Origin of the sequence: Streptomyces sp. NBC_00154, assembly GCF_026342835.1 — a bacterium.
Taxonomy (GTDB): Bacteria; Actinomycetota; Actinomycetes; order Streptomycetales; family Streptomycetaceae; genus Streptomyces.
This window is the reverse complement of the sequence record NZ_JAPEMI010000001.1, coordinates 4,742,397-4,766,996: the sequence shown is the minus strand read 5'-3', so window position 1 is coordinate 4,766,996 and position 24,600 is coordinate 4,742,397. Positions and strand designations below refer to the sequence as shown.

General features: G+C 71.5%; 21 protein-coding genes and 1 riboswitch. Of the genes, 16 read left to right on the top strand and 5 right to left on the bottom strand.

From position 1 onward, the window contains the following. Window position 1 precedes the first annotated feature (1 nt). Genes OHA03_RS21375 through OHA03_RS21355 form a run of 5 tightly spaced genes read left to right on the top strand, consistent with a single transcriptional unit; the run spans window position 2 to window position 4,524 of the window. Window positions 2-793 carry an ABC transporter ATP-binding protein gene (locus tag OHA03_RS21375; protein ID WP_267005404.1) on the top strand — a complete coding sequence of 264 codons (792 nt, stop codon included), beginning with the start codon at window positions 2-4 and terminating at the stop codon, window positions 791-793. After that, a complete protein-coding gene (locus OHA03_RS21370) occupies window positions 790-1,536 on the top strand; it encodes an ABC transporter ATP-binding protein (RefSeq protein ID WP_267005403.1) in 747 nt (248 codons plus the stop codon). The genes OHA03_RS21375 and OHA03_RS21370 overlap by 4 nt, the downstream gene beginning before the upstream one ends. Then, entirely contained in the window at window positions 1,536-2,423 is an 888-nt protein-coding gene (locus OHA03_RS21365) for a branched-chain amino acid ABC transporter permease (protein WP_267005402.1), read from the top strand. Before OHA03_RS21370 ends, OHA03_RS21365 begins: the two co-directional genes overlap by 1 nt. Beyond that, the gene (locus OHA03_RS21360; protein WP_267005401.1) at window positions 2,420-3,574 is read left to right on the top strand and encodes a branched-chain amino acid ABC transporter permease; all 1,155 of its coding nucleotides are present in this window, start codon (window positions 2,420-2,422) and stop codon (window positions 3,572-3,574) included. The genes OHA03_RS21365 and OHA03_RS21360 overlap by 4 nt, the downstream gene beginning before the upstream one ends. Then, the gene (locus OHA03_RS21355; protein WP_267005400.1) at window positions 3,571-4,524 is read left to right on the top strand and encodes an alpha/beta fold hydrolase; all 954 of its coding nucleotides are present in this window, start codon (window positions 3,571-3,573) and stop codon (window positions 4,522-4,524) included. Before OHA03_RS21360 ends, OHA03_RS21355 begins: the two co-directional genes overlap by 4 nt. Before the next feature lie 61 nt (window positions 4,525-4,585). On the opposite strand, the gene OHA03_RS21350 is transcribed toward OHA03_RS21355, so the two are convergent. From OHA03_RS21350 to OHA03_RS21340, 3 genes are all read right to left on the bottom strand, one after another. Further along, on the bottom strand, window positions 4,586-6,565 hold the full coding sequence (locus OHA03_RS21350) for a GAF domain-containing protein (RefSeq protein WP_267005399.1): 1,980 nt from the start codon (window positions 6,563-6,565) through the stop codon (window positions 4,586-4,588). A gap of 45 nt (window positions 6,566-6,610) precedes the next feature. Then, complete coding sequence (locus OHA03_RS21345; RefSeq protein WP_267005398.1) at window positions 6,611-7,444, bottom strand: 3-hydroxybutyrate dehydrogenase; 834 nt, start codon at window positions 7,442-7,444, stop codon at window positions 6,611-6,613. A gap of 96 nt (window positions 7,445-7,540) precedes the next feature. Next, the gene (locus OHA03_RS21340; RefSeq protein ID WP_267005397.1) at window positions 7,541-8,527 is read right to left on the bottom strand and encodes an aldo/keto reductase; all 987 of its coding nucleotides are present in this window, start codon (window positions 8,525-8,527) and stop codon (window positions 7,541-7,543) included. Between the two features lie 244 nt (window positions 8,528-8,771). Between OHA03_RS21340 and OHA03_RS21335 the strand changes: the two genes are divergently transcribed. Further along, entirely contained in the window at window positions 8,772-10,247 is a 1,476-nt protein-coding gene (locus tag OHA03_RS21335; protein WP_267005396.1) for a PHB depolymerase family esterase, read from the top strand. A gap of 83 nt (window positions 10,248-10,330) precedes the next feature. Here OHA03_RS21335 and OHA03_RS21330 read toward each other — a convergent pair whose 3' ends face one another. Continuing rightward, on the bottom strand, window positions 10,331-10,564 hold the full coding sequence (locus tag OHA03_RS21330; RefSeq protein ID WP_267005395.1) for a ferredoxin: 234 nt from the start codon (window positions 10,562-10,564) through the stop codon (window positions 10,331-10,333). Continuing rightward, window positions 10,564-12,045 carry an aldehyde dehydrogenase gene (locus OHA03_RS21325; protein ID WP_267005394.1) on the bottom strand — a complete coding sequence of 494 codons (1,482 nt, stop codon included), beginning with the start codon at window positions 12,043-12,045 and terminating at the stop codon, window positions 10,564-10,566. Before OHA03_RS21325 ends, OHA03_RS21330 begins: the two co-directional genes overlap by 1 nt. 219 nt (window positions 12,046-12,264) lie before the next feature. Here OHA03_RS21325 and OHA03_RS21320 point away from each other — a divergent pair, with 219 nt between their 5' ends. From OHA03_RS21320 to OHA03_RS21275, 10 genes are all read left to right on the top strand, one after another. After that, window positions 12,265-13,302, top strand: a complete 1,038-nt coding sequence (locus OHA03_RS21320) for an MBL fold metallo-hydrolase (RefSeq protein ID WP_267005393.1) — start codon at window positions 12,265-12,267, stop codon at window positions 13,300-13,302. A gap of 225 nt (window positions 13,303-13,527) precedes the next feature. Next, window positions 13,528-14,547 (top strand): LacI family DNA-binding transcriptional regulator, encoded by a 1,020-nt coding sequence (locus tag OHA03_RS21315; protein ID WP_267005392.1) that lies wholly within the window; start codon window positions 13,528-13,530, stop codon window positions 14,545-14,547. Window positions 14,548-14,625: 78 nt separating this feature from the next. After that, entirely contained in the window at window positions 14,626-15,912 is a 1,287-nt protein-coding gene (locus OHA03_RS21310) for an extracellular solute-binding protein (protein ID WP_267005391.1), read from the top strand. Window positions 15,913-15,920: 8 nt separating this feature from the next. Next, window positions 15,921-16,820 carry a carbohydrate ABC transporter permease gene (locus OHA03_RS21305; RefSeq protein ID WP_267005390.1) on the top strand — a complete coding sequence of 300 codons (900 nt, stop codon included), beginning with the start codon at window positions 15,921-15,923 and terminating at the stop codon, window positions 16,818-16,820. Window positions 16,821-16,824: 4 nt separating this feature from the next. Then, window positions 16,825-17,688: a carbohydrate ABC transporter permease gene (locus tag OHA03_RS21300; RefSeq protein WP_267005389.1), complete on the top strand. Its 864-nt coding sequence runs from the start codon at window positions 16,825-16,827 to the stop codon at window positions 17,686-17,688. Window positions 17,689-17,695: 7 nt separating this feature from the next. Further along, window positions 17,696-18,769, top strand: a complete 1,074-nt coding sequence (locus OHA03_RS21295) for a glycosidase (protein WP_267005388.1) — start codon at window positions 17,696-17,698, stop codon at window positions 18,767-18,769. Beyond that, entirely contained in the window at window positions 18,766-20,013 is a 1,248-nt protein-coding gene (locus OHA03_RS21290) for a Gfo/Idh/MocA family protein (protein WP_267005387.1), read from the top strand. The genes OHA03_RS21295 and OHA03_RS21290 overlap by 4 nt, the downstream gene beginning before the upstream one ends. Further along, on the top strand, window positions 20,010-21,614 hold the full coding sequence (locus OHA03_RS21285) for a glycoside hydrolase family 13 protein (RefSeq protein WP_267005386.1): 1,605 nt from the start codon (window positions 20,010-20,012) through the stop codon (window positions 21,612-21,614). The genes OHA03_RS21290 and OHA03_RS21285 overlap by 4 nt, the downstream gene beginning before the upstream one ends. Beyond that, window positions 21,607-22,968, top strand: coding sequence for a phosphomannomutase/phosphoglucomutase (locus OHA03_RS21280; RefSeq protein ID WP_267005385.1), 1,362 nt, complete (start codon window positions 21,607-21,609; stop codon window positions 22,966-22,968). The genes OHA03_RS21285 and OHA03_RS21280 overlap by 8 nt, the downstream gene beginning before the upstream one ends. 90 nt (window positions 22,969-23,058) lie before the next feature. After that, window positions 23,059-23,193, top strand: a riboswitch (cobalamin riboswitch). 108 nt (window positions 23,194-23,301) lie between these two features. Continuing rightward, complete coding sequence (locus tag OHA03_RS21275; protein ID WP_267005384.1) at window positions 23,302-24,567, top strand: prenyltransferase/squalene oxidase repeat-containing protein; 1,266 nt, start codon at window positions 23,302-23,304, stop codon at window positions 24,565-24,567. Window positions 24,568-24,600: the final 33 nt, after the last annotated feature.

Below are 24,600 nucleotides of genomic sequence, written 5' to 3'. Positions count from 1 at the left end.
GATGGCCGCACCGGGCATCACGACGGAACACGGGAGCGGGGCGCGGACTACCGCCCCCGTGCTCCGGCTGACCGGCCTCGGCTGGGGCGTCGGCGGGGCGACCATCGTCGAGGACATCACGCTGGACGTCCGCGAGGGCGAGTTTCTCGCCTTCATCGGCCCCAACGGGGCGGGCAAGACCTCACTGTTCAACCTGATCAGCGGGTTGACCACGGCCACGTCGGGCACCATCGCGCTGGACGGCACGGACATGACCGGCCGGCCCGCGCACGCCCGGGCCCGGCGCGGGATCGGCCGGACGTTCCAGACGTCCACCCTCTGGCCGGGGATGAGCGTGGCCGACCACGTCCGGCTGGCCGCGCAGGCCGCCCGGGGCGGTTCGTACCGCGTGTGGCGGCGCGCTTCCCCGTACACCGACGACGTACACGGCGTACTGGAGCGCACCGGGCTCGGCCACCGCGCCGGGGCCCTGGCGTCCGAGCTGTCGCACGGCGAGAAACGGAAGCTGGAGCTGGCGGTGCTGCTGGTGGGAGAGCCGCGGCTGATGCTGCTCGACGAGCCGATGGCCGGGGTGAGCGCGGAGGAGGTCCCTGCGCTCACCGAACTGATCCGCACCCTGCACCGGGACGAGGGCCGCACCGTCCTCATGGTCGAGCACCACATGGACGTCCTGCTGGGGCTGGCCGACCGGCTCGCCGTGATGCACCACGGCCGGCTGCTGGCGCTGGACACCCCCGACGCCGTGATCGCCGACCCGACCGTGCAGCAGGCATACCTCGGGGAGGGGCTGTGACGACCGGAACGCTTCTCGCCGTACGGGACCTGCGGGTCCTCATCGGCGGCCGGCACATCCTGCACGGGGTGGACCTGGACGTCGCCCGGCACGGGGTGACCGCGCTCCTCGGCCGGAACGGCGCCGGGAAGACCACGACCGTCCGCGGCATCCTCGGCCTCGTTCCGCGCACCGGCAGCGTCCGGCTCGACGGCGAGGAGACCGTGGCGCTGCCCACCCACACGCTGGTCCGGCGGGGCATCGGCTACGCCCCCGAGGACCGCGGCGTCTTCGCCGGGCTGACCGTGGCGGAGAACCTGCGGCTGGCCGAGCGGCGCGGGGCGGGCGAGCCGGCGTACCCGCTCGTCCATGAACTCTTCCCCGAACTGAAGCTCCGCGAGAGGCAGTTGGCCGGGACGCTCTCCGGCGGTCAGCAGCAGATGGTCGCCATCGGCCGCACCCTGCTCAACGGCAACCGACTGATCATCGCCGACGAACCCACCAAGGGACTGGCGCCCAGGGTGGTCACCGAGGTCGCCGAGGTGCTGGAGCGGGCCGCCGAGGCGGTGCCGGTGCTGCTCGTGGAGCAGAACCTCGCGGTCGTACGGCGCCTGGCCGCACACTGCACCGTGCTCGCCGACGGCCGAACCGCCCACCAGGGCCCGGCCGGTGAGCTGCTGGGCGACGCGGAGGCGGCACGCCGGCTGCTGGGCGTGGGGCGCGGCCCGGCCACCGAAGCACCTTCCGTGGAGGCGGATTCCTGATGTCCACCGTCGTTCTGCTCACCATGACCGGACTCGGTCTGGGAGCGCTCTACTTCCTGATCGCCTCCGGGCTCTCGCTGATCTTCGGCCTGATGGACGTGCTCAACTTCGCGCACGGCGCGCTGCTCTCCATCGGCGCGTACGGCACCTGGTGGGCGGCGTCCGGGAACCTGCCGGGCGCGGGCCCCGGCGGCGCGGGCTTCGTCCTCGCGGTCCTCTTCGGTACGGCAGTGGGCACCGTCGCCGCCGTGGTGCTGGAGCTCGCTGTCGTCCGCCCGCTCTACACCCGGCCGCGCGAGCAGGTGCTCGCCACGGTCGGGGTGGGGCTCGCCGTCCCGGCGCTGCTGTCGGGCATCTGGGGCTCGGACGCCCTGCGCTTCCCCGGGCCCGAGGCACTGTCCGGCACCTTTTCCCTGCTGGGCGCGGAAGTTCCGGTCAACCGCCTGGTGCTGGTCGCGACCGCGGCCGTGGTGCTGGTCGCGCTGCGGCTCTTCCTCGGGCGGACCCGGCACGGACTGGTCGTACGGGCGGGGGTCGAGGACCGGGCGATGGTGACCGCGCTCGGCATCGACGTACGGAAGGCGTTCACCCTCGTCTTCGCGATCGGCGGCTCGGCCGCCGCGCTCGGCGGGGCGCTCGGCGGGCTGTACTTCGGCTCGGTCGACCCCCGGCAGGGCACCTCGCTGCTGATCTTCGCGTTCGTCGTGGTGGTCACCGGCGGCATGGGTTCGGTGACCGGCGCCGCCGCGGCGTCCGTCGTGATCGGCCTGGTCCAGCAGTTCGCCAACTACTACACCGCAGCGGGCCTCGGCGACCTGGCCGTCGTCGTCCTGCTCGCCGCGCTGCTGCTCGTACGGCCGCGCGGACTGACCGGGAGGCTCGCGTGAGCACCGTGACCGGGACACCCGACCGCACGAGCGGAACACCGGCGGCGCCGTCCGACGCACCGGCCGCCGACACCGCCCGGCTGCTGCGCTGGTGGCCGGCCGCCGTGCTGGTGGTGCTGATCGTCGCGCCGTACAGCGCGCTGCCGTTGCCGGGCCTGCTCGACGGCCCGGTCGGAAGTGCGGGAAGCCTGCAACTCCTCGCCACCTGCCTGCTGTTCGGCGCCCTGGCCACCGGTTACGACCTGCTGCTCGGCCGTACCGGACTGCTCTCCTTCGGCCACGCGCTGTACTTCGCCGCGGGCAGCTACGCCACCAACACGATCATGCTGGAGGCCGGTCTGCCGTTCGCCGTCTCGGCCCTGGTCGGCGTCTGCTTCGGGATCGCGCTCGCTCTGGTGCTGGGGTCGGTGAGCCTGCGGGTCACCGGGATCGGCTTCTCCATGGTGACGCTGGCCTTCGCCCAGGCAGGCTCGATCCTGGTCTCCCGCAACCCCGGTGGCTTCACGGGCGGCGAGGAGGGCCGGGCCGCACCCGCCGAGCTGCTGCCGTCCGGGCTGGTGGGCATCGAGCACACGGCCAACCTGTACTGGGTCGCGCTCGGCTATCTGGTGCTCACCCTGGCCGTCGTCCACTGGGCGGTCCGCTCCCCGACCGGGCGGGTCTGGGAGGGCATCAAGGAGAACGAGCGCCGGGTGGAGGTGCTGGGGCTGAGGCCGTACGGGTTCAAGCTGACGGCCTTCGTCCTCGCCGGTGCGCTTGCAGCGCTCGGCGGACTCGTCCATCTGCTGCTCACCGGCGGCTCCACACCCCAGACGACGACCTCGGACTTCACACTGTCGCTGCTGGTGATGGTGGTGCTGGGCGGGTCGGGTACCCGCTGGGGGCCGATGGTCGGCGGCATCCTGTACACCTGGGCCGATCACCGGCTCGGCGATCTCGCCGGCTCGGGTGCGGTCGCCGACCTGCCCGCGGTGCTGCGGGTACCGCTCTCCCAGCCGCTGTTCCTGCTCGGTGTGCTCTTCGTGGCCGTGGTACATCTGCTGCCGGGCGGCCTGGCACGGCTGCCGTCCCGGCTGGGCTCCGCACTCCGTGCACCCAGAGGCGCAACCAGAGCGGGCGCAGCCGCCCGGAAGGAGAACCGGCACTCATGACCCCGTACGAGGAGATACGTGTCCCGGTCGCCGGGGGCGAGCTGGCGGCGCTGCGCTGGCCGGCCGGGGAGTCCGGTGCGCCGGTGGTCGTGGCCCTGCACGGCATCACGGCCAACGCGCTCTCCTGGGGCACAGTGGCCGGGCTGCTGGCCGGCCGGGTCACGCTGATCGCCCCGGACCTGCGCGGCCGGGCGGCGAGCGCCGGGCTGCCCGGCCCGTACGGGATCGCGGCACACGCCGACGACATCGCCGCGTTGACCGAGGCGCTCGGCCTGGACCGGGTGGCGCTGACCGGTCACTCGATGGGCGCGTTCGTGGCGGCCCTGGCCGCCGTACGGCATCCGGACCGGTTCGGTCCGCTGCTGCTCGTCGACGGCGGGGTCGGCTTCCCGGCCCCCACCCATCTGTCCCCGGACGAACTCATGACGGCGGTGATCGGCCCGGCCATGGACCGGCTGTCGATGACCTTCGCCGACCGCGCCGCCTACCGGGCGTTCTGGCAGGCGCACCCCGCGTTCGCCGGGGACGCCTGGTCGTCGGAGGTCGATGCGTACATCCAGCGCGACCTGACGGGCGAGGAACCGGCGATGCACTCCACCTGCCGGATCGAGGCGGTGCGCACGGACGGGATCGGCCTCTTCGACGACGAAGTGCTTTCGGCCGTAAGGAAGTTGCCGGTACCGGCGACGCTGCTGTGGGCGGCTCGCGGCCTGATGGACGAGGAGCAGGGGCTGTACGACGAGAAGCGACTGGCGGCGGCCGGCCTCGGGGACACGCGAGTGGAGCCGGTGGCGGTACCGGACGTCAACCACTACACGGTGCTCACGGGTGGCGCGGGCGCGCGAGAGATCGCCACACGACTGGTGGCACTGGCGAACACACCGGGCCGTCCGGCGCTCGACGACACCCTCAGGACCGCCCGGGCGCAACCCAGCCCGTCCGGCGCTTGAGGACATCCTTCGAGCCCGTCCGGCGCTCGAGGACGGAACGGCAGTAACCGGCCGCCCCGGTTCACGACCGCTCCTGGCCCCCCGCCAACAGGTTCAGCCGCAGCGCCAGCTGAAGCTCCAGCGCCCGGTCCGGCTCGTTCCAGTCCCGCCCCAGCAGCACCTGGATCCGCTCCAACCGCTGCACCACCGTATTGACGTGGACGTGCAGCTCGTCCTTGGCACGAATGAGGCTGCCACCGGCACCGAAGTACGCGCTCAGCGTGCGCACCAGATGGGTGCCACGCTGGGCGTCGTACCGCAGCAGCGGCCCCAGCGTCGCGTTGACGAAACCGTCGACATCCTGCGCGTTGCCCAGCACCACGCCGAGGAAGCCGAGTTCGTCGACGCAGGCACCCTCACCCGTACGCCCCAGCACCCGCATCGCGCGCAGGCAGCGGGCGGCCTCCCGGTGGGCGGCCGCCAGCTCGCGCGGGCCACGGGCCGGCCCGGTGGCGGCGACGGTGACGGGGGCCTGGACGAGCTGGCCGAGCTGGGCCGCCGCCGCCCGCGCCGCGTCACCGGCGCCCGTATCCTCGTCGTCGCATGCGACCAACAGCACCACCGTGCCCGCGTGTTCGGCGCTCACCCCGTGAATGTCCCCGCCGAACAGGTAGCGCAGAGCAGCGGCACACAGCTTCTCCCGGGCGCCGGCCTCGGCCACCAGCAGCAGATGCGGGCGGTCCAGGTCGATGCCGAGGCGGCGGCCGCGCTCGGCGAGACCGGCCGGGTCGCGTTCCGCGTCGGTCAGCAGGTCGGTGATCAGCTCGCCGCGTATCCGGTTCTCGGTCTCGGCGACCGTGCGCCGCAACAGGAGAAGGAGGCCGGTGACCACGGCAGCGCGTTCGAAGAGCCGCCGGTCGGAGTCGTCGAGCCGTCGGCGCTGGTGCAGAACCAGTTGGGCCAGGAGTTCCTGCCCGGCGAGTACGGCGCAGATCCACCGGCCGTCGCGGTGCACGGCGCGCGCTCCGGTGCGGGACTCCTCGGCGGTCTCGGCCAGCCATCCGGCGTCCATGCTGTCGGCGGCGAGGTCCGCACCGTCGGGCCGGACGGCCGCCAGCGGGCGCCCGCCCGGGTCGTGAATGGTGAGCGGGGAGTCCAGCAGCCCCGCGACGGCCGTCGCGACGTCCTTGACGTCACCGCCGCGCAGCACCAGGTCGGTCAGCCTGTCGTGCGCTTCCTCGGCCCGCTGCATGGCGGCCGAGTGCTCCCGTACCGCAGCGTTGGCCTCGGCCAGCTCGGCGTTGGCGCCGGCGAGTTCGTCGAGGGCCGAGCGGGTGTCGGCGAGGGCGCGGGCGGTGTCGATCGCGATTGCGGCGTGTGCGGCGAGCGAGCAGAGCAGAGCGACCTCGTCGGGGCTGAAGACGCGCGGCGCGCGATCGGCGGCGAAGAGGACTCCGATGACTTTCCCCGTACCGCCGCGGCTGGAGCCGAGGAGCAGGGGCACGCCCAGAATGGCGACGAGCCCCTCGTCCAGGACCCCGGCGTTGATGTTGCGGGTGTGACGGAAGCGGTTGTCGGTGCGGTAGTCGGGGGTCGCGTACGGACTCGCGGTCTGGGCGACCAGACCCCCGAGCCCTTCGCCGAGCTCCAGCCGCAGCCGCTGGAAGAGGACCGACACCGAACCGTCGGTCACCCGCATGTAGGTGTCCCCCGCCTCCTCGTCGGGGAGGGTGAGATACGCCGTGTCCGTGCCGAGCAGCATCCTGGCCCGCCGGACGATCGCCTTCAGTACGTCGTCCAGATCGCGGGAGGCCGCCAGATCGCCAGCGGTGTCGAAGAGCGCGGTGAGCTGGAGCTCGCGGCGCCGGTGCTGGCGCAGGGCGCCCCTGATCCGCAGTGCGGTGGCGGTGGCCCGCTCCACCTCGGCGAGGTCGCCCGCGGGCACACCGGCGGCCCGCGCCTCGGAGGAGACGGCGCCCAGCGCCTCGGCGGGAGCGTCCTCGGTCAGCAGGTCGAGGAGGCGACGCAGGTGGGGCGCGGCGGAGTGGGGCGGTGCAGACATGGGCGGCCATCGTTCGTCGGGGATTCGATGCGTACCTGGAGAGTGTCAGTGAGCGGTCCAGCCGCCGTCCATCGCGAGCGAGGTGCCGGTGATGTGCCCGGTGTGCGGTCCGCACAGCCACAGCACCGCCTCGGCGACCTCCCGGGGTTCGATGAGGCGCTTGATGGCGCTGCGTTCCAGCATCACCCTGCCCACCACTTCCTCCTCCGAGATGCCGTGCGTACGGGCCTGGTCGGCGATCTGGTTCTCGACGAGCGGGGTGCGCACGTAGCCGGGATTGACGCAGTTGCTGGTCACCCCGTGCGGTGCTGCCTCGAGAGCGACCACCTTGCTGAGTCCTTCCAGTGCGTGCTTCGCCGATACGTACGCCGATTTGTAGGGGCTGGCACGCAGCCCGTGGACGGAGGAGATGTTGACGACGCGCCCCCAGCCGCGTTCGTACATGCCGGGCAGGGTGCGGCGCAAGATGCGGAACGGTGCTTCCACCATGACGCGGTGGATCAGCGCGAACCGGTCCGGCGGAAACTCGTGCACGGGAGCGACGTGCTGCAGCCCCGCGTTGTTGACCACCAGGTCCGCGTCGTCCGGCAGCGTGTCCACCGCCTCGGGTACGGACAGGTCGACCACCCAGGCCGTCCCGCCGATCCGCTCCGCCAGGCTCTTGGCCGCGTCGGCGGCCTTGTCCACCACGTACACGTGGGCACCCGCGGCGGCAAGGGCCTCGGCGCAGGCCTGCCCGATGCCGCTCGCCGCTCCGGTCACCAGGGCGGTGCGCCCGGCCAGGAACGGATCTGCGGGCGACGGCGACGGAGCGGCGGCGCGGGGTGGGGGAACGGTGAGCGGCGCGGGCCCGTGGACCGGGCTCTGGGGAGTCTCCATGGTCGTCACCGTAAGGAGGTCGAAGCCCACGTCACACGGGGTCGGTGCACACACCGTCGTACGTCGCCATGGTGGCGGCGTACATGGTGCGGGCGGTCAGTGGGCGGCGTCCAGCGCCGCCCGCTGCTCCGTGGTCAGCTCCAGGTCCACCGCCGCCAGGCTCTCCTCCAGCTGCGCCAACGAGGAGGCGCCGACCAGCGGGACGACCGGGACCTCGCCGCCGATGAGCCAGGCCAGGACCACCTGGTTGACGGTCGCCCCGGTCTCCTCGGCCACCGTCCGCAGTGCCGCCTGCCGCGCCCGTGTGCCCGGGTGGTCGAACTCCGGGCCGAGCGGCTTGTCCGCCCGGACGTAGGACCCGGCCAGCAGTGGCGAGTAGGCGACCGGTACGAGGGCGGGTTCGGCCCGCAGGTAGCTGAGGAGGTCCCCGGCGGCCACGCCCTCCTGGCCGTCCGGTGAGCGCAGGCTCGGCAGGTCCGTGCGCTGCCGCAGATAGCTGTGGTGGTACTGGAGCACCTCGTACCCCGGCAGTCCGGCGGCCTCGGCAAGGGCCCGGGCCCGCTCCACCTGCCACGCCCAGTGGTTGCTCACACCCAGCAGTCCGACGGTCCCTTCGGTCACCAGCTCTCCGAACGCCTCGACGGTGTCGCGCATCGGCACGCCGTGGTCCTGGACGTGCGCGTACAGCAGGTCCAGCCTCTCGACGCCGAGGTGTTCCCGGCTCCGCTCCGCGGACTCCCGGATGACCTTCGGCGAGAGTCCCTCGATGTCGCGGGTGAAGCCGGTGGCGGGGGTATTCGGCCGGGCACCGAGTTTGGTGGCGATGACGATCTCGTCGCCGACACCACGGCTCCGGCGCCAGCGGCCGAGCAGCTGCTCGCTCTCCCCGCCCTGACTGCCGTCGACCCAGAACGCGTAGTTGTTCGACGTGTCGATGAAGGTCCCGCCGGCCTCGGCGTACCGGTCGAGGACGGCGAACGAGGTCGCCTCGTCGGTGAGGGTGCCCATCAGCATGGCGCCGAGGCTGAGCACGCTCACCTCGCGGCGGGTCTTCGGGTCCGTGCCGATCGTGCGGTAGCGCATTCCTGTCTCCCTCCCAACAGCCCTTTGTGGATAAGGGCGTTGCTGACCGGGAGTCTGCATCTTCGAGCGCACTCGATGTCAACGCCCACTCCCCGCCGGTGCTCGCGGCGCAAGGGCGGCGCCGCACACAGCGGGGCCCGAGGGATGTCAGCCCGCCCCATGGGCCGGGGCGACGCGGACTCGTAGGTTCCGGCAGCAGTCCGTATGCCCGCACGCCCGCACGTTCCGAACAGGGAGGCCCCCCGTGCGCCCATCGATCCTGCGACGCCTGCTACGGCGCGTCGCGTCCACGGCTGTCCTCGGCGTCGCCGCGGCGACGCTGAGCACCGTGGGCGTCGCCCAGCCCGCCGCTGCCGCCGGCGGCCTGCAGCAGGTCACCGGCTTCGGCACCAACCCCGGCAACCTGCAGATGTACGAGTACGCCCCCGCCGATCTGCCCGCGGGCGCACCCCTGGTGATCGCCCTGCACGGCTGTACGCAGACGGCCAACGACTACTACACCAACTCGGGCTGGCCGAAATACGCCGACCTGTGGAAGTTCGCCGTGGTCTTCCCGCAGACCACGTCCGCCAACAACTCGCTCTCCTGCTTCGGCTGGTTCGATCCGGCCGAGGACACCCGGGGCAAGGGCGAGGCCGCCTCCATCGTGCAGATGGTGGAGCACGCGAAGCAGCAGTACGGCTCCGACGGGCGGCGGGTGTACGTCACCGGCCTGTCGGCGGGCGGCGGGATGACCGCAGACCTGCTGGCCGCCTACCCGGACGTGTTCGCGGGCGGTTCCGTGGCGTCCGGCCTGCCCGCGCAGTGCGCCACCAGCCAGGCCGCCGCCTCCGGCTGCCAGACGGGCCCGCAGAAGCTGACCCCCGCCCAGTGGGGCGACAAGGTCCGCGCAGGCTACCCCGGCTACACCGGCCCATGGCCACGCGTCGCCATCTGGCAGGGCACGTCCGACTACACGGTGTACCCGGCCAACGCCACCGCGCTGCGTGACCAGTGGACCGATGTGTGGGGCATCGGCCAGACCCCGTCGAGCACCGACACGCTCCCCGGCAACACCACCCGGAGCGTCTACAACGACGCCTCCGGGAAGCCCGCGGTGGAGACGTACTCCATCTCCGGCATGGGCCACGGCCTGCCCGTCTCTCCCGGCTCGGGGACCGATCGGTGCGGGTCCACGGCCGCGTACTTCCTGAACTCGATCTGCTCGTCGTACTACACCGGCGTCTTCTGGGGGCTGGACCAGGGCGCACCCGGCGGCGGTGAGAACCCGCTCCCGGCCCCTTCCGGTCTGACGGTCACCGGTGTCACGGGCACCAGCGCCTCGCTGTCCTGGAGCACGGTGACGGGAGCCTCCTCGTACGCCGTCTACCGCAACGGCACCGAGGTCGGCCGGCCCACGTCGACGGCGTTCACCGACGCGGGGCTGTCCGCCGGGACTGCGTACCGCTACACGGTGGCGGCCGTCGACGGATCGGGCGCGGTCGGTACCGTCTCGGCGGCGGTGACGGCGACCACGACCGGCGGGACGGGCGGCGGCGCCTGCTACACGGCGACCAACTACGCCCAGGTGGCGGCCGGCAGGGCGCACACCACGGGCGGCTATGTGTACGCCAACGGCTCGGAGCAGAACATGGGGCTGTACAACGTGTTCGTCACGCACACCCTGCGGGAGTCACCGGCGGGCTACTTCGTGATCGCCGACACCGGCTGCACCGCGTAGTACCCGGCCATCGGCGGTGCGGCCCGACGGTCCCGCGTCGGGCCGCACCTCGCGCTCACGTTCCCCGCCGCAGGGCAGAGTCCTCAGTCCTCCGGCGGGAACACCACCTCGCGCGAGTCGAGCAGCGTCAGCGTGATCGCCTCGACGGGACACCCCTCCGCCGCCGCGAGCACCTGCTCGTTGGCGTCGGTCTCCGGGGCGTCCGGGTGGGACTGCCGGGCGGAGTCCAGCCGGAAGCCGTCCGGAGCGTGGTTCACGCACATCCCGGAGCCGATGCAGACGCTCCGGTCGACCTCCACGTGCCAGCGGTCCCCCATCACGCCTCCTGCGGTCCGGGCTGCACGGGCTGGTACCCGGCGGGCAGATGGATCATCTTGTGCTCGAAGTATTCGCCGTACCCCTCGGGGCCGAACTCCCGTCCCAGGCCGGAGTTCTTGTAGCCGCCGAACGGGCCGAGCATGTCGAGACTGAACGTGTTGACGCTGTACGTGCCGGTCCTGACCCGGCGGGCGATGTCGATGCCGAGCTCGGTGTCGGCGGTCCAGACGCTGCCGCTGAGCCCGTACTCCGAGTCGTTGGCGATCTTCACCGCCTCCGCCTCGTCGCCGTACGGCAGCAGGCAGATGACCGGGCCGAAGATCTCCTCGCGGGCGATGCGCATGGAGTTGTCGACGGACCCGAAGAGGGTCGGCTCGACATACCAGCCGCGCTCCTGGGAGGCCGGGCGGCCGCCGCCCGTGAGGATCTTGGCGCCTTCCTCCTGGCCGATCCGGATGTAGTCGAGGGAACGCTGCTGCTGACGCCGTGCGACCAGCGGGCCGAGTTCGGTGGCGGGATCGAGCGGGTCGCCGACCTTCAGCGCGCCCGCCGCGGTGGCGAACGCCTCGGCGATCTCGTCGTAGCGGGAGTGCGGGACGAGAATGCGGGTCTGGGCGACACACGCCTGGCCGTTGATCATCCAGGCGAACGGAACGATGCCCGCGACGGCCGCGTCGAGATCGGCGTCGGGGAGGATGACGGCGGCGGACTTGCCGCCCAGCTCCAGGGTGACCCGGGTGAGGTTGCGCGAAGCGACCTCCATGACCCGGCGGCCGGCCGCGACGGAGCCGGTGAACGACACCTTGTCGATGCCCGGATGCCCGACCAGGTACTCACTGACCTCACGGTCCGCCGGAAGGATCGACAGTACGCCCTCGGGGAGCCCGGCCTCGGCGGCGATCTCGGCCAGGATGTAGGCGTCCAGGGGTGATTCGGGCGAGACCTTGAGGACAGCCGTGCAGCCGGCCAGCAGCGCGGGCGCGAGCTTGGCGGCGGCGGTGAACTGCGGGACGTTCCACGGCACGACGGCCGCGACGACGCCGACCGGCTCCCGGCGCACCAACAGCGGCCCGAGGACGCCGTCGCGCCGTTCCTCGTACGGGAAGGTACGGGCGACGGTGATCGCCGCGTCCCACACCATCATCGCGGCGAGCGCCTGCACCATCACACTGGAGCTGTACGGAGTTCCGTTCTCGGAGCTGATGACGCGGGCGATCTCCTCGTACCGCACGGCGAACGCGTCCTTGATCCGCGTGATCACCGCGATCCGCTCGTCGAGGGACGCCCGCGGCCAGGGCCCTTCGTCGAAGGCCCGGCGGGCGGCGGCGACAGCCCGGTCCACGTCCGCCTCACAGGCGTGCGGCACCCGGCCGATGACCTGCTCGGTGTGGGGCGATATCACCTCGATGACGCCCTGGCCGAGCGGATCGACCAACTCCCCGCCGATGAACAGTTTTCCGTGTTCGACAAGCTCGGTCATGGCTGCTGCCTCCCGCGACCCGGCACGTACCGACTCCGCACCTGACTCCATACCTGACTCTGTGTCAGAACTGATACCAGTTCCAGTTCCAGGAGTCCACGGATCCGACGGCGATCGACCTCGGACGAATAGTCGACCGGGGCTACTACTGGAACGAGTTCTCGTTACAGTGGGTTCGGCGCAGCACGGCCGCATGCCGGGACGAGAGATGGGGACCTCATGACACAGGTGACCGAGCACGGCGGCGGCGTGTGGTCCATCAAGGTCCCCATCCCGGACAACCCGCTCGGCCACACCCTGGTGCACGTCCTGGACACCGACCGCGGACCGGTCCTGATCGACACCGGCTGGGACGACCCGGAGGCCTGGGACACCCTGGTCGCGGGCCTCACCGCCATCGGAGTCGACATCACCGACATCCATGGCGTGGTCATCACCCACCACCACCCCGACCACCACGGCCTCTCCGGCCAGGTCCGCGAATCATCCGGGGCCTGGATCGCGATGCACGCCGCGGACACCGCGATCGTGCGCCGCACCCGCGAGTCCGAGCCGGGCACCTGGCTGGCCTACCTGACGGCGAAACTCACCGCGGTCGGCGCCCCCGAGGACCACCTCGCCCCACTGCGCGCCGCCCGCGCCACCGGCCGGATGCGCACCCTGCCCGGCCTGCGCGCCGCCCTCCCGGACCGCGAGATCGTCCCCGGCGAGCTGCTCGGCCTGGCGGGCCGCCGGCTCCGGGCGGTCTGGACGCCGGGCCACACCCCCGGCCATGTATGCCTGCATCTGGAGGAGGACCACCCGGCGAACCTGCCCGGCCATGGCCGGCTCTTCTCCGGCGACCATCTGCTGCCCGGAATCAGCCCGCACATCGGGCTGTACGAGGACCCGGACGATGCGACGGCCACCGACCCACTGGGCGACTATCTCGACTCGCTGGAGCGCATCGGCCGGCTGGGGGTCGCCGAGGTGCTGCCCGCCCACCAGCACGCCTTCCCGGACGCGGCCAGGCGCGTACAGGAACTCCTCGCCCACCACGAGGAACGGCTGACCGGCCTGCTCGCACTGCTCGCCACCCCGCTCACGCCGTGGCAGCTGGCCGAGCGGATGGAGTGGAACCGGCCGTGGGAACAGATCCCGCACGGCTCCCGGAACATCGCGGTCTCCGAGGCCGAGGCCCACGTCCGCCGACTGGTGAAGCTGGGGCGCGCGGAAGTGGTGACGGGCAGCACCCCCGTGACGTACATCGCAGTGTGACGGGTGCGCCCACCGGCGACCCCTTTCGACGCCCGTCGGGCCCGCTCAGCACCCGTAGCGCACCGCGCGGAGCCTCTGCAGGCGACCCGTCCCGGGTGCGGTTTTGCACATCCGTAGCGTATTGACTTCGTTAATTCAAACCGGTTTAGTAACGCTCACTGGATCACTTAAACCGGTTTAGAGCGGGCTCACCCGCTGCCGGTCGGATTCCCTCGAGGAGGCGTCATGGGGCAGCGGCCCACCATCGCTGATGTCGCGCGTCGTGCAGGCGTCTCCCGTAGTTCCGTGTCCTTCGCGCTCAACAACCGCCCCGGTCTGGCCAAGGAGACCAAGGCGCGCATCCTGGCCGCCGCCGAGGAGCTCGGCTGGACGCCGAGCCGTCCGGCGCGGGCGCTGTCGCTCGGCAAAGCGGGTGCCGTCGGACTGGTGGTGACCCGCGAGCCGGGACTCATCGGCGCGGACCCCTTCTTCCCGGCCTTCATCGCCGGCGTGGAGTCCGTCCTCGCCGGGCGCGGCGACGGCCTGGTCCTGCATGTCACGCCGGCCGACAAGGAACGCAGCGTGTACGAGCGGCTCGCGGCCGGCCGTCGCGTCGACGGCGTCCTGCTGACCGACGTCCGCCAGGACGATCCGCGCCCGGCCCTGCTGGCCGCACTCGGCCTGCCCGCCGTCGCCGTGGGCCGCCGCGGCTGGGCGGACGGGCTGTGCGCGGTCGAGCTCGACGACCGGCCGGCGTTCGTCAGCGCGATCCGGCGCCTGGCCGAACTGGGCCACCGCAGGATCGCCCATGTGGAGGGCCCCCAGGAGTACCGGCACGCACAGCGGCGCCGGGCCGCCTGGGCGGACACCCTCCGCGAACTCGGTCTGCCCGAAGGGCCGTTGCGCCCCGGCGGATTCACCGCCGAGGGCGGCGCCGCGGCCACCCGCGAGCTGCTGGCGCTCGACGAACCGCCCACCGCGATCGTCTACGGCAACGACCTGTCGGCCACCGCCGGCCTGGCTGTGGCCCAGGAGCTCGGAGTCCCGGTCCCCGACCGGCTGTCCATCGTCGGTTACGACGACACCATCCTCGCCCAGTACACCCACCCGCCCCTGACCTCCGCCCGCGCGGACGCGCAGGGCTGGGGAGCGGCGGCCGCCCGTGCACTCGACGCGGTGATCGCCGACGGCAGCGCCCCCGATGTGGAGCTGCCGCCCGCCGAATTCCTTCCACGAGGCTCGATCGGTCCTGCCCCGCGCGACTAGGCGCGAGCGGTCCGGTCCAAGAAGTGGCGGGGTATCCGCCCGGCAACGAAGCCGGGCACGCACAGTTCGGAGACACTCATGCTGAGGAGAACGGCGTACGCGCTGCTCGGGCTCGCATTGTCGGCCACGGTGACGGCATGCGCCCGGTCGGGGCCCGACGCGGCCACCGCTGCCGCGTCGCGCGGCCCGATCACCGTCTGGCTGTCCAACAACGCCCAAGAGGTCGAGTGGGGCAAAAAGATGGTCGCCGACTGGAACGGTCAGCACCCTGATCAGAAGATCACGGCGCGGAACATTCCGGCGGGCAAGACCTCCGAGGAGGCGATCAGCGCCTCGATCATTGCCGGGAGCACTGCCTGTCTGGTGTTCAACACACCACCGGCGTCCGTTCCGCAGTTCGAGAAGCAGGTCGGACTGGTCCCGCTGAGCGACTTCCCCGACGGCAACAAGTACATCGACGGGCGCAGCGGCTCGCTGGCCGCCCAGTACCGCTCCGCGGACGGCTCGTACTACCAGATGCCGTGGAAGAGCAATCCGGGGATGATCCTCTACAACAAGAAGATCTTCAAGAAGGCCGGCCTCGACCCGGAGCACCCCCGGCTCGCCACGTATGACGAGTTCCTGGAGAGCTCCCGGAAGATCGTCAGGAGCGGCGCCGCCAAGGCCGCGATCTGGCCCGCCCCGAGCAGCGAGTTCTTCCAGTCGTGGTTCGACTTCTACCCGGCCTTCATCGCCGAGAGCGGCGGCAAGCAGCTGGTCAAGGACGGCAAACCGCAGTTCGACACGGCAGCGGGCCGCAGGGTCGCCGACTTCTGGCGGCAGCTGTACGCGGAGAAGCTCGCCCCGCAGGAGTCCTACCCGGGCGACGCGCTCGGCGAGCAGAAGACCGCGATGTCGACGGTCGGCCCCTGGGCCGTCGCGGCCTACAAGGACAGCCTGGACTGGGGTGTCGTCCCGGTCCCGACCTCCGACGGCCGACCCGCGAACGAGGTCCACACCTTCAGCGACGAGAAGTCCATCGGGATGTTCAGTTCCTGCGAGAACCGGGCCACCGCCTGGGACGTGATGAAGTTCGCCACGTCCAAGGAGCAGGACGGCAAGTTCCTCGCCACCACCGGCCAGATGCCGATGCGGGAGAACCTGACCTCCACCTATCCCGGCTTCTTCGCCGAGAACCCGTCCTACAAGGCCTTCGCCGACCAGGCAGAACGCGTCGTCGAGGTCCCCAACGTGCCCGGATCGATCGACATGTGGCAGGCGTTCCGCGACGCCTGGACGAAATCAGTGATCTTCGGCCGTCAGTCCACCGAATCCGCCCTGCACGACGCCGACGTCAGGATCGCCAAGATCCTCGCCGAGTACTGAGGCCTGCCATGACTCTCCTGCACACCAAGGCCCCTGCCCGGCGCAGCACCTCCCGGATAGGCGCGCTCTTCGTCACCCCGTACGTCCTGTTCATCCTCGCCGTGTTCGCGATCCCGCTCGGCTACACGGTGTGGATCTCCTTCCACCGCTTCTACTTCACCGCCCCCGGTGCGGACGCCGACACCCCCTGGGTGGGGCTGGACAACTACCAGGCGGTGTTCACGGATCCGGTGGTGGGGCGCGCCTTCCTCAACATCCTGATCTTCCTGGTCATCAATGTGCCGCTCACCGTGGGCCTCTCCCTGGTCCTCGCCTCGGCACTCAACGCCAAGCTGCCGTTCCGGTCCTTCTTCCGGGCCGCGTACTACGTGCCGTACGTCACCGCGAGCGTGGCCCTGGTCGCGGTCTGGCAGTTCCTGTTCGGCGGCGACGGGCTGGTCAACAACCTGCTCGGCGGGCTGGCCCCCGACCCGTCCTGGCTGGTCAACTCGGAACTCGCGATGCCGGTGATCGCCTTCTTCGTCACCTGGAAACAGCTCGGATTCTTCGTGATGCTCTATCTCGCCGCACTGCAGAACGTCGGCAAGGAGCTCTACGAGGCCGCATCCGTCGACGGGGCGGGCCGGATCCGCCAGTTCTTCTCCGTCACCGTGCCGGGTGTCCGCCCCGCGACCACCCTCGTCGTCATCTACGCGATCATCACCGGCGCCAACCTCTTCAGCGAGCCCTATCTGCTCACCGGAGGAGGCGGCCCCGACCACGCTTCCGCCTCCCCGGTGCTGATCATGTACCAGAAGGGCATCGAGCAGGGGCACCCCGACTTCGCCGCTGCGCTCGGCATCGTCCTGGTGGCCGTCGTGCTCGCCGTCTCGCTGGTCGCCCGCAAGCTCACCGAGAGGGGCAACTGACGCCATGAGCACAACCACTGCCACCGCGCCCCCGCGGCTCTGGGGCCGGCTGAGCCGGACCGTCCGGCTCGTGATCCTCCTGACCGGTGCCGTCGCCTTTCTCTTCCCCTTCTACTACATGGTGGTCGGGTCGCTTCGGGGAACCACCACCGGCGATCTCTCCTCCGCCGTCCCCGGTGACCTCACCGGCGGCAACTACGCGGCCATCAACAGCGCCATCTCGCTGGGCCGTTCGCTGCTCAACTCGGGCATCATGACCGGCGGCGTACTGCTGTGCACCCTGGTCTTCGGGCTCCTCGCCGGATACGCCCTCGCCCAGCTGCACTTCCGCGGCCGCGGCAGCCTCTTCGCCACCCTGCTGCTGGTCCAGATGATCCCGTTCCAGCTGCTGATGCTCCCGCTGTACGTCCTGGTCGTCCGCGACTACGGCCTCGGCGACAACTACCTCGGCATGATCCTGCCGTTCGCGATCAACTCGACCGCGGTCTTCCTCTTCCGCCAGTTCTTCATCCAGATGCCCGCCTCGCTCTTCGAGGCGGCCCGCATCGACGGCGCCGGCGAACTGCAGATCCTCACCCGGATCGCCATTCCGATGGCCCGGCCCGCACTGCTCAGCGGCGTCCTGCTGACCTTCATCGGCCCGTGGAACGAATTCCTCTGGCCCTTCCTCGTCACCAAGAACACCGATATGCAGCCGCTGGCAGTCTCCCTGGCCAGTTTCCTCAGCAACCTTCAGGGCACGGTCGCCAACCCGACCGGCGCGCTGATGGCCGGCGCCTGTGTGCTGGCCGCCCCCGCCGTGGTGCTGTTCCTTCTCTTCCAGCGCCACTTCACCTCGACCGACATCGACTCCGGAACAAAGGGCTGAACCCCGTATGAGCACCACCACCCCCACCCACATTCCTTTCCGTCTGGTCCGCAAGGGCGTCGTGATGTCGCCGCTGCCGGGCGAGTCCACGGAGGTCGAGGGAGTCCTCAACCCCGCCTCCGGCCGCACCCCTGACGGCCGGCTGCATCTGCTGCCGCGTCTGGTCGCCGACGGCAATGTCTCCCGCGTCGGCCTCGCCGAAGTCACCTTCACCGACGGGGTCCCCTCCGGCGTCGAGCGCCGCGGCGTGGTCCTCGCCCCCGACGAGGGCTGGGAGCGCGGCAAGAACAACGCCGGTGTCGAGGACCCCCGCGTCACCTGGGTCCCCTCCCTCGGCAAGCACGTCATGTCGTACGTCGCCTACGGTCCGCTCGGCCCCAAGCCGGCTCTCGCCGTCTCGGAGAATCTCACCGACTGGACCCGGCTCGGCCCCATCCAGTTCGCGTACCAGCCGGACCTCGACACCGACCTGAACCTCTTCCCGAACAAGGACGTCGTCCACTTCCCCGAGCCGGTCCCGGGCCCGGACGGCGAGATGGCGTACGCGATGCTGCACCGCCCCATGTGGGACCTCGGCTGGTTCCGCCCCGGCGAGGGCGTCCACCTCCCGGCCGGAGTGACCGACGAGCGGCCCGGCATCTGGATCTCGTACGTTCCGGTCGCCGAGGTCGAGCAGGACATCCGCGCCCTCACCCGCCCGCGTCAGCACCGTCTGGTCGCCCTCTCCGAGTACCCCTGGGAGTCCCTGAAGATCGGTGGCGGTCCGGCGCCGATCCGCGTGGACGAGGGCTGGCTGCTCATTCACCACGGTGTGTCCGGCTCCATCGAGGACCCCTTCGCGCAGAACCAGAAGGTGTCCTACGCCGCCGGGGCGATGATCCTCGACCCGGCCGACCCGTCGCAGGTCATCGCACGCTCCGACCAGCCGCTGATGGCACCCGAGACGGAGGAGGAGCGCTCCGGCACCGTCCCGAACGTCGTCTTCCCCACCGCCATCGAGGAGGTCGACGGCAAGCTGTACGTCTTCTACGGCATGGCCGACGCCCACATCGGAGTCGCTCTCCTGGAGCGCACCTCGTGACGGTGCCGTCCCTCGGCCTCGGACTGGTCGGCTGCGGATCGTTCGGGGCGTATGTCCTGGACGCCGTGGCCGGCCTGCCCGGTCTGCACATCGCTGCCGTCGCCGACCCCGAGCCGTCGCGCGCGAAGCCGCTCGGCGACCGTCACGGCGTCGCCGCCCTGGACGGACTCGACGCCCTGCTCGGCACCGAGGGCGTGGACATCATCGCCCTCGCCACCCCGCCGGCCACCCACGCGGAAATGGCCGTCGCCGCCCTGCGCGCCGGCAAGCACGTCTTCTGCGAGAAGCCGCTTGCCACCACCACCGAGGACGCCGCCCGGGTGCGCGACGAGGCGGACCGCTCGGCCGGCACTCTCGTCGTCGACCACGTCCTGCGCTACAACCCCCTGCTGCGCGCCGTCCAGCAGCTCATCGCCGAAGGGCTGCTGGACCCGCCCCGCCGCTTCCTCTTCGAGAACGACGCGGCCGACCAGGACCTCGGCCCCGACCACTGGTTCTGGGACCCGGAGCACAGCGGCGGCATCTTCGTCGAACACGGCGTCCACTTCTTCGACGCGGCCCGTGCGCTGCTGGGCAGCGAGCCCGAATCGGTCCGCGCGACGGCGGTGCGCCGCCCCGGCGGCCCCGTCGACATGGTGATCGCGGACGCCGTGCACCCGGGCGGAGTGCTCGCCACCCATCTGCACTCCTTCACCCACGCCCACCGCTGCGAACGCCAGCTGATGCGCCTGGACCACGGCTTCGCCGAGACCCGTATCACCGGGTGGATCCCGACGTACGCCACCATCACGGCCTGGGTGGACGATCAGGAAGCCGCGCGATGGGAGCAACTCCCCGACAGATCCGGTCAGTTGCTGACCGTTCCGGGATCTCGTCCGCACGGCGGCGAGCGCATCACGGTCTCCGTGCACCGCGATGCGGGCGACGCCGCCCCGGCCCGCGGCAGGGGTACGGAACGCACCGTCCCGCACCTCGTCGAAGCCGTGATCGACCTCGGCGGCGAGCCCTGCAAGCCGTATGTGTATACGGAGAGCGTGCGGGCCGCCGTCGCCGACCTGCTGCACAGCGCCGGCGGGGGCGGCGCACCGGTCGCGGATGCCTACGCGGGACTGACCGCCGTGGCCGTGGCCCGGGCAGCGACGCTCGCAGCCGAGACCGGCACGGAACAGAAGGTCGTACTTCCCGGACGGCCCGCCGCTGCCCCCCGGCCGGCTGTCGCCCTCTCCGAGGGAAGCGCCGCATGACCTGGTGGCGGCACGCCGTGTGCTACGAGGTCTACCCCCGGTCCTTCGCCGACTCGAACGGTGACGGAATCGGGGACCTGCCGGGCGTGACCGAACGCCTCGGTCACCTCAGGGACCTGGGCGCCGACGCCGTATGGATCACTCCCTGCTATCCGTCCCCCCTCGCCGACGGCGGCTACGACATCGCCGACCACACGGGTATCGCCCCGGACCTCGGCACGCTCGACGACTTCGGCACGCTCACCCGGCACGCCCACGGACTCGGCCTGAAGGTCATCGTCGACCTGGTCCCCAACCACACCTCCGACGCGCACCCGTGGTTCCAGGAGGCGCTGTCGGGGGGACCGGGCTGCGCGGCCCGCGACCGCTACCTCTTCCGCCGCGGACAGGGGCCGGACGGCGGGTTGCCCCCGAACGACTGGCAGTCGGCGTTCGGAGGCCCGGCCTGGACCCGCGTCGCCGACGGCGACTGGTACCTCCACCTGCACGCCCCCGAACAGCCGGACCTCAACTGGCGCAACCCGCAGGTGCGTTCCGACTTCGCCGACGTCCTGCGGTTCTGGCTGGACCACGGCGTGGACGGCTTCCGCGTGGACGTGGCCCACGCCCTCTTCAAGGCCGAGGGCCTGCCCGACGCGGGCCCCGGCCAGCACCAGGACCCGCTCCGTAACCACCTCATGCCCTACTACGACCAGGAGGAGCTGCACCCCCTCTACCGGGAGTGGCGCGCCCTTCTCAGCACCCATCCGGCCCCGCCGGGCGCCGTCGCCCCGACGGACCGTGTGCTGGTGGCCGAGTCCGCCGTCTTCGCGCCGGAACGCCTCGCCCGGTACATACGCCCGGACGAAATGCAGCAGGCCTTCAACTTCGCGTTCCTGGAGGCCCCTTGGGAGGCGCAGGCGCTGCGCGGCGTCATCGACGACTCCCTCGCGGCGACCGCTTCCGTGGACGCACCCGTCACCTGGGTGCTCTCCAGTCATGACGCGGTACGCCCCGTCACCCGCTACGGATCCGAGCTGCGGGCCCGTTCCGCGGCCCTGCTGATGCTGGCCCTCCCCGGAGCCGCCTACCTTTACCAGGGCGAGGAACTCGCCCTGCCGCAGGCCGCTGTCCCCGACGACCGCATACGCGACCCGCTCTGGGAACGCTCCGGTCACACCGACCGCGGACGCGACGGCGCCCGCACCCCGATTCCCTGGTCCGGCAGCCGGCCGCCCTACGGCTTCACCACCGCCGCCCCGGACGACTGCTGGCTTCCCCAGCCGGAGGGCTGGGCCGCCCACACGGTGGAGGCCCAGCTGGCCGACCCGCACTCCGCCCTCGCGCTCTACCGGGCCGCGCTGCTCCTGCGCCGCGAGCACCCGGCCGAGGCCCACGCAGCCCTGCGCTGGTACACCGCTCCCGGCGACCACTGTCTCGCCTTCCGGCGGGGCGAGTTGGGGTGCGTGGTGAATTTCGGGCCCGACCCACTGTCGCTCGACACCCTCGGCCTGCCCGGCCGCCCCGTACTGAGCAGCGCCCCCCTGCAGGGACGCACCCTCCCGCCGGACACTGCCGTCTGGCTCACCACCAAGGAAGAAAGCGGTCATTCCCATGGCTGATCTGTCGCAGCTCGTCAAGGCGTACGACGTACGAGGGGTGGTTCCGGACCAGTGGGACGAGTCGCTGGCCGAGCTGTTCGGGGCGGCCTTCGTGCAGGTCGTGGGCGCGGAGGCAATCGTGATCGGGCATGACATGCGGCCCTCGTCGCCCGGGCTCGCGGCGGCCTTCGCGCGGGGTGCGTCGAACCGTGGCGCAGCGGTGACACTGATCGGGCTGTGCTCGACGGATCAGCTGTACTACGCGTCGGGGGCGCTGGACCTGCCGGGAGCGATGTTCACGGCCTCGCACAACCCGGCCCGGTACAACGGCATCAAGATGTGCCGTGCGGGCGCGGCGCCGGTGGGCCAGGACACCGGCCTGTCCCGGATCCGGGAGCTGGTGGAGGCATGGCAGGAGTCGGGCGCCCCGGAGCCGGTCGCGACACCGGGCGCGGTCGGTGAACGGGAGACCCTGCAGGACTACGCCGCCCACCTGCTCTCTCTGGTGGACGTGACGTCGATCCGGCCGCTGAAGGTGGTGGTGGACGCGGGCAACGGAATGGGCGGGCACACCGTGCCGACGGTCTTCGCGGGCCTCCCGCTGGATCTGGTCCCGATGTACTTCGAGCTGGACGGGACGTTCCCCCACCACGAGGCGAACCCGCTCGATCCGGCCAACATCGTCGACCTGCAGAAGCGGGTGCGTGACGAGGGCGCCGACCTCGGTATCGCGTTCGACGGAGACGCGGACCGCTGTTTCGTCGTCGACGAGCACGGCGATCCGGTCTCGCCGTCGGCGATCACCGCGCTGGTTGCGGCCCGGGAGCTGGCCCGCCACGGCGGCTCGGGCGTGGTCATCCACAATCTGATCACCTCGTGGTCGGTGCCGGAGGTGGTCCGTGAGCACGGCGGCACCCCGGTGCGTACGCGCGTCGGGCACTCCTTCATCAAGGCGGAGATGGCCCGGTCCGGGGCGATCTTCGGGGGCGAGCACTCCGCGCACTACTACTTCCAGGACTTCTGGAACGCCGACACCGGGATGCTCGCTGCCCTGCATGTGCTGGCGGCGCTCGGCGGGCAGGACGGTCCCCTGTCCGCACTGGTCGCGGGGTACGACCGCTATGCCGCTTCCGGCGAGATCAACTCCACGGTCACCGACCGGGCCGACCGCCTCACCGCGGTCACCGCTGCCTACGCCGGCCGTGAGGGAGTCACCCTCGACGAACTCGACGGCCTGACCGTCACGGCAGCGGACTGGTGGTTCAACGTCCGCCCCTCCAACACCGAGCCGCTCCTCCGCCTGAACGTCGAAGCGCGGGACGAGGTCACCATGGCCAGGGTTCGCGACGAGGCACTGGCGGTCATCAGGGGCTGACCTCCTCTCCCACCGCTCCGTCCCGCCCCGGCCCCACGGGTGACGTACGTCGCTGTTCCGGGCGCCCCTCCGCCCGAAGGGGCGGGCTACGCCCCGGTAGAGTGTGCGAGTCGTCATCATGCCCGTTCAGGGGGAAGCCGGTGCGAATCCGGCGCTGACCACGCAACCGTGAGCCGCTGACACAGCGGTAAGTCGGAATGCCCTGTCCGCGGTCGTGACCGGCTCGCGTCACCGGAACCCCGGTGACCGGCACCGTCGAGGCATACGGGGCCGGAGCCTGGTGCCTGAGTGTGCCTGTGCCCGGTTCCCACCGCAGGAGAGGCCCAGCCCACCATGACCGTTCGCCGCACCGCAGCAACGCTCGCCGCCACCGCCACCGTGCTCTGTGCGGCCGCTGCCCCGGCCGCGGTGGCGGCGCCGTCTCCGTCGCCCACCCCGTCCGTCGCACTGCCGTCCGGGCTGTACGGCACCAAGGACCCGACGTACGACGGGGTCTGGAGGCAGTCGCTGGCCTTCATCGCCCAGCGGCTCGAAGGGGTCACGCCCGCGGCCGTGTCCGTCGACTGGCTGGTCGCCCAGCAGTGCGACAGCGGCGCCTACGCCTCGTACCGCGCAGATGCCGGCAAGCCGTGCGACGCGAAGACCATGACGGACACCAATGCCACCGCCGCCGCGGTCCAGGCACTGGCCGAGGTCGGCGGGCACGGCGATGCCGTCGACAACGGGGTCGACTGGCTGAAGTCCGTTCAGAACGAGGACGGCGGCTGGGGTTACAACCCGGGCTCGCCCAGCGACGCCAACTCCACCTCGATCGTGATCGGCGCCCTGGCCAAGCGGGGCCAGCGGCTCGGCGATGTGACGACCAAGGGCGGCAGGACGCCGTACGACGCGCTGCTCGAACTGGCGATCCCGTGCGGCGGCAAGGACGGCGGCGCGTTCGCGTACCAGCCCGACAAAGCCGGCAAGCTCGCCGCCAACGCGGACGCCACCGCGGCCGGCGTGCTCGGTTCGATGGGCAAGGGGCTGGCCGCCTGGAACAATTCCGCGTCCGAGGACAAGGCGCCCACCTGCCACAAGGGTGCCGTCGTCAAGCCCGAGCAGGCCGCCCAGAACGGCGCCCACTATCTCGCGGGCGCCCTCGCGAAGACCGGCCACCTGAACCAGCCGCCGATGCCGGGCGCCACCGGCACCACCGAGCAGCCCGATTTCGGCAACACCGCGGACGCGGTCGTCGCCCTGGCCGCCACGGGCCATCAGGACAAGGCGGCCGACGCGCTCGGCTGGCTGAAGAAGAACGCCGCGCCCTGGGCGGCCGAGAACGGCCCGGCCGCCTACGCCCAGTTGGTCGTGGCTGCGCACACGACCGGCGCCGATGCCCGCGACTTCGGCGGTGTCGACCTGGTCGAGCGGCTGAACGCGACCGGACCGAAGCCGGCCGCCGCCCACACACCCTCGCCGGCCACCAGCGACTACGCGGCGCAGGACGGCACCAGCGACGACGCCGGTCTCGGCGTGTGGTGGCTCGTCGGTATCGGTCTCGCCGCCGGTGCCGGTGTCGGCTTCCTCATCAGCAGCCGCCGGAAGACCCCGCAGCTGTGAACCGGGCGGGCAATCGATCCGGGTGGCCGGCGG